This window comes from Pseudomonas sp. (assembly GCF_050739995.1).
Taxonomy (GTDB): domain Bacteria; phylum Pseudomonadota; class Gammaproteobacteria; order Pseudomonadales; family Pseudomonadaceae; genus Aquipseudomonas.
Window position 1 is genome coordinate 1 of record NZ_JBOICG010000253.1, and the last position, 5,201, is coordinate 5,201.

Below are 5,201 nucleotides of genomic sequence, written 5' to 3' on the forward strand. Positions count from 1 at the left end.
TCTGACAGGCTGCCAGTTGCTGCTGGACGTCAACAACGTCTATGTCAGCTCCCGCAACCATGGCTTCGATGCCTGGACCTTTATCCGCAACCTGCCGCCCGAGAGCATTCGCCAACTGCATCTGGCCGGGCATATGGACTACGGCGACTATGTGGTCGACACCCATGACCATCCGGTGTGCGATCCGGTGTGGGCGCTTTATCAACAAACCCTGGAGCACCTGGGGCCGGTCTCGACGCTGTTGGAACGCGACGATCATTTCCCCCCGTTCGAAGAGTTGCTCACCGAACTGAACAAGGCCCGTGAGCTGGGTGCTACTGCCTTGGCCAGGAGATCGCTATGCGCCTGACCGATTGGCAGTTGGCCTTTGAGCAACACCTGTTATCCGAGACTCCGGTGGCCAACAGTGGTTTTGCCGCCACTTTGCTGGGTGGGCCGACCCTGGACATCGACACGGGCCTGGCGATCTATCACAACGCGTACCTGTCGCGGCTGCTGGAAGTGTTGCGGCATGACTTCGGTGCCGTCTGGTATTGGCTGGGGGATGATGAGTTCGCGTCTCTGGCCGAAGCCTATGTGCGACGCTATCCGTCCGCCCATTACAGCCTGCGCTGGCTGGGTGAGCGGTTCCCTTTGTTTATCGTTGAGCACCTGGTGGCTGAACAGAGCGCGCCGCTGGCTGAGCTGGCGCAGCTGGAATGGGCCTTTACCCTGGCATTCGATGCGCCGCAAGGTGAGCTGCTGGGCTTGAATGATATGGCGCAGTTGCCGCCTGAAGATTGGCCGGGTCTGCAGGTTACCTTGGCACCCTCGGTGCAACAGCTCCTGTGCCAGTTCAATAGCGTGTCGATCTGGCGTGCGAGCAAAGATGAGTCGGACTTCCCTGGCAGCCACATGCTGACGCCGGCACAAACCTGCCTGGTATGGCGCCATGAGAACGTGTGTCACTACCGCAGTCTGGAATCTGCGGAGGCCTTTGCCCTGGTGGGCATGGTGACCACCGGCTGGAGTTTTTCAGAACTGTGCGCCGAATTGGCAGTCACCTATGCAGAGGGTGCGCCACTGCAGGCGGTGACGTGGTTGAAGCAGTGGGTCCAGGACGGCTTGCTCGAACGTCGAGCGTGATAGGCGAGAGCTATCAATTCGATAGCCTCCTACTTTGTCTTCGGATGGTCTACCCTGACTCCAGACGTCTGAAACAAGGGGGGACTACTCATGCTCGCGCAACTTCCACCGGCCTTACAGAATCTTCAGCTACCGCTGCGTCTTCGACTCTGGGACGGCCATGAATTCAACTTGGGCCCCGAGCCCAGTGTGACCATTGTGGTGAAGGACCCCACGGTGGTGACCAGGCTGACCCATCCAACGCTCGATTCACTGGGCGAAGCCTTCGTCGAGGGCAAATTGGAGCTGGAAGGCTCCATTTCCGAGGTCATTCGGGTTTGTGACGAATTGAGTCACGCCTTGGTCGAAGACGACGACGGGAGTCGTCCGGTGCGTTCGATCCACGACAAGGCCACTGACGCAGCGGCCATTTCCTATCATTACGACCTGTCCAACGAGTTCTACCAGCTATGGCTGGACCAGGACATGGCGTACTCCTGCGGTTATTTCGAAACCGGCAGCGAGTCCATCGACCAGGCCCAACAAGACAAATTTCGCCACCTGTGCCGCAAACTGCGGTTGCAGCCGGGCGAGTATTTGCTCGACGTGGGTTGTGGCTGGGGTGGGCTGGCACGTTTTGCCGCGCGGGAGTTCGGGGTCAAAGTGTTTGGTATTACCCTGAGCAAGGAGCAGTTGGCGCTGGCCCGGGAACGGGTGAAAGCGGAGGGCCTGCAAGACCAGGTGGACCTGCAACTGCTCGACTACCGCGACCTGCCCCAAGACGGTCGTTTCGACAAAGTGGTCAGCGTGGGCATGTTCGAACACGTCGGCCACGCCAACCTGGCGCAGTACTGCCAAACCTTGTTTGGTGCGGTACGTGAAGGCGGCCTGGTGATGAACCACGGTATTACTGCCAAGCACACTGACGGTCGCCCCGTGGGTCGTGGCGCCGGGGAGTTCATCGAGCGTTACGTGTTCCCCAACGGCGAGCTGCCGCACCTGGCGATGATGACTGCTGAAATCAGCGAAGTCGGGCTGGAAGTGGTCGACGTTGAAAGCCTGCGCCTGCACTACGCACGCACACTGGACCATTGGAGCGAGCGCCTGGAAGACAACCTGGAAGCGGCGGCGAAGATGGTGCCGGAGCAAGCGTTGCGTATCTGGCGGCTGTACCTGGCTGGTTGCGCCTATGCGTTTGCCCGGGGCTGGATCAACCTGCACCAGATCCTGGCGGTGAAGCCCCACGCCGATGGCGGCCATGAGTTGCCATGGACGCGGGAAGATCTCTATCGCTGACCCGATTTTCCAGAGCAATGGAGATCCAAATGTGGGAGGGGCAAGCCCCCTCCCACATTTTTACCGCATTGTTTGTTAGAGAATCGGTGAAATAAGCCGCGCCACCCGCATGCCCAGTTGTTGCAGGCGGCGGGTCTCGCGGCTTTCTTCCTGGCTGACTTCATGGGCCAGGGCGAAGTCGTCCAACAGCATGTGTTCAACCTCGCCGGCAAACACCTCATCCACTGTCAGCAACATCACTTCAAAATTCAGCCGGAACGAACGGTTATCCATGTTTGCACTGCCGATGGCGCTGATTTCGCTGTCCACCAACACCACTTTCTGATGCAAAAAGCCCGGCGTGTAGCGGAATACGCGGACACCGGCGCGCACGGCCTCGATCGCATACAGACTGGACGCGGCGTAGACGATACGGTGGTCGGGGCGCGAGGGCAGCAACAGGCGTACATCGACGCCACGCAGCACGGCCAGGCGCAGCGCGGAGAACACGGCCTCATCGGGGATGAAATACGGGCTGGTGATCCACACCCGCTCAGTCGCCGCGTGGATGGCCTCGACGAAAAACAGCGAGCAGGTTTCATAGGGGTCGGCCGGACCGCTGGCGAGCAATTGGCAGAGCACGCCGTCTTCGGGGTAGGCGTCCGGCAGGATCAGCGGTGGCAACTCGCGCGCGGCCCAGAACCAGTCTTCGGCAAACGATTCCTGCAGGCAGGCTACCACCGGGCCGGTGACCTGCACGTGAGTATCGCGCCACGGTGCCAGGGGCGGTTTTTTACCCAGGTATTCGTCACCGACGTTATGCCCGCCGACGAACCCGGTGATGCCATCCACCACCACAATCTTGCGGTGGTTGCGGAAGTTGACCTGGAAACGATTGAGCCAGCCGCTGCGGGTGGCGAACGCCTTGACCTGCACACCCGCGTCGCGCAGCGATTGCACGTAGTGATGGGGCAGGGCGTGGCTGCCGATGCGGTCATACAACACGTACAGGGCTACGCCTTGGGCAGCCTTTTCCTTCAGCAGGGCATGCAACTGCCTGCCAAGCTCGTCGTCATGAATGATGAAAAACTGGAACAGCACGGCGGTTTTGGCGTTGCGGATCGCCTCGAAGATTGCACTGAAGGTGGCATCACCATTGATCAGTAAACGCACTTGGTTGTTGGCCAGGCACGGCATGCGCCCCAGCTTGGGCATGGCCCGCAGGGAAGAGTAGGCGCTGGAGTTACGCGCGGCGAGGGCTTCGTCGACCCAAGGGCGCCAGTTCAGTTCGGTGATGGCGGTGTGCATTTCCTGGTTGGCCTGGCGACGCGCCTGGATGTACGCGTCGAAGGTGCTGCGGCCGAAGATCAGGTAAGGGATCAGCGTGAGGTAGGGCATGAACATCAGCGACAAGGCCCAGGCGATCGAGCCTTGGGCGGTCCTGACGGTCAGCACCGCGTGGATCGCGGCGAGGGTCCCGAGAAAATGCAGCGTGGCAATGAAGTAGGCGAGCAGGTGCGGGCCAAAAAAATCCATGAACGACATCTCTCCAGGCAATCGAGTGCCTAACAGACCATGTCTGGCGGCGAATGTCGCTATTTAATTTGCCGTGCAACACTGGCGGCTTTATGGCGTCTAACGCCCACAATTACCCAGGAGTTACTCGATGAATGCTCGTTTGCTTGGTTTGGCCATGGTTGTTGGGTTGTCGCTGCCTGTGGCGGCCCAGGCGCAGATGCTGGCGCCGGGGTTGTGGGAGTTGACCACCAGCAATATGAAAGTTGATAACCAGGACTTGCCGGACCTTTCTCTGATTCTCGGTCAGCTCAAGCAACAGATGACGCCTGAACAGCGTGCGATGCTGGAAAAACAGGGCATCACCATGGCTGGCAAAGGCGTGCAGGTGTGTCTCACTCCCGCGCAGGTCGCCTCTGATTCGATTCCCCTGACCGACCCGCAATCGGGCTGCAAGCAGGAAGTCACCGACAAGGCCGGTAACCAGTGGAAGTTCCGTTTCAGCTGCCCGAAAGCCCAAGGCAGTGGCGTCGCTACCTTCCAGAGCCAGAAGGAATTCACCACCGCCGTCAATGGCACCTTCAATGCCACCGGCATCCAGCAGAAGGGCAGTCTGGACACCCACGCCCAGTGGCTGGGCAACGATTGCGGTACGGTCAAACCCCGCGCCTAACGCAGGAAATGCAGGGCCAAGCCCTGGCAACTGTCGACCACCTGGCCGTTGTGCCACGCCAGGTGGCCGGAGACTAATGTTGTGCTGACACTGTGGCGAAAGCTGCGTTCAGCGAACGGCGTCCAGCCGCAGCGTGCCAGGATCGGTTGGCTGTTGACCGGTTTTCCTTCAGGCTCGGGCTGGATCAGCACCAGATCGGCCCAATAGCCTTCACGTAGGTAGCCACGCTCGGGAATAGCGAACAGGTCGGCCACGCGGTGGCTGGTCTTCGCCACCACGGTGGTGAGCGGCAGGTGCCCGTCAGCCACCAGTTCCAGCAACGCCGGCAACGCGTGCTGCACCAACGGTAGCCCGGACGGCGCTTCGCGATAACCCCGTTGTTTTTGCGTCCAGGTGTGCGGCGCATGGTCGGTGCCGATCACATCCAGACGATCACTCAACAAGGCTTGGCGCAAGGCGTCGCGGTCAGCGCGGGTCTTGATCGCCGGGTTGCATTTGATCTGGTGGCCGAGGCGGTGATAGTCGCGATCATCGAACAACAGGTGGTGCACACAGACTTCGGCGGTGATGTGTTTTTCAGCCAGGGGTTTGTCTTCGAACAGGGCCAGCTCGCGGGCGCTGGTCAGGTGCAGTA

6 protein-coding genes are annotated in these 5,201 nt (G+C 60.4%); 4 read left to right on the plus strand and 2 right to left on the minus strand.

Annotated features, from left to right (window positions below; genetic code table 11):
- From ACRESD_RS08490 to cfaB, 3 genes are all read left to right on the plus strand, one after another.
- The coding region (locus ACRESD_RS08490) for a multinuclear nonheme iron-dependent oxidase (protein WP_431750513.1) at positions 1 to 349 on the plus strand (349 nt) is incomplete at its 5' end.
- Positions 340 to 1,125: an HvfC/BufC family peptide modification chaperone gene (locus ACRESD_RS08495; RefSeq protein WP_431750514.1), complete on the plus strand. Its 786-nt coding sequence runs from the start codon at positions 340 to 342 to the stop codon at positions 1,123 to 1,125. The genes ACRESD_RS08490 and ACRESD_RS08495, both read left to right, overlap by 10 nt.
- 90 nt (positions 1,126 to 1,215) lie before the next feature.
- On the plus strand, positions 1,216 to 2,400 hold the full coding sequence (gene cfaB / locus ACRESD_RS08500; RefSeq protein WP_431750515.1) for a C17 cyclopropane fatty acid synthase CfaB: 1,185 nt from the start codon (positions 1,216 to 1,218) through the stop codon (positions 2,398 to 2,400).
- 75 nt (positions 2,401 to 2,475) lie between these two features.
- On the opposite strand, the gene cls is transcribed toward cfaB, so the two are convergent.
- Entirely contained in the window at positions 2,476 to 3,915 is a 1,440-nt protein-coding gene (cls, locus tag ACRESD_RS08505) for a cardiolipin synthase (protein WP_431750516.1), read from the minus strand.
- Between the two features lie 130 nt (positions 3,916 to 4,045).
- Between cls and ACRESD_RS08510 the strand changes: the two genes are divergently transcribed.
- Entirely contained in the window at positions 4,046 to 4,567 is a 522-nt protein-coding gene (locus ACRESD_RS08510) for a DUF3617 domain-containing protein (RefSeq protein WP_431750517.1), read from the plus strand.
- Here the strand turns inward: ACRESD_RS08510 and ACRESD_RS08515 are convergent.
- On the minus strand, positions 4,564 to 5,201 hold a 638-nt coding region (locus tag ACRESD_RS08515; RefSeq protein WP_431750518.1), incomplete at its 5' end, for an amidohydrolase family protein. The genes ACRESD_RS08510 and ACRESD_RS08515 overlap by 4 nt on opposite strands.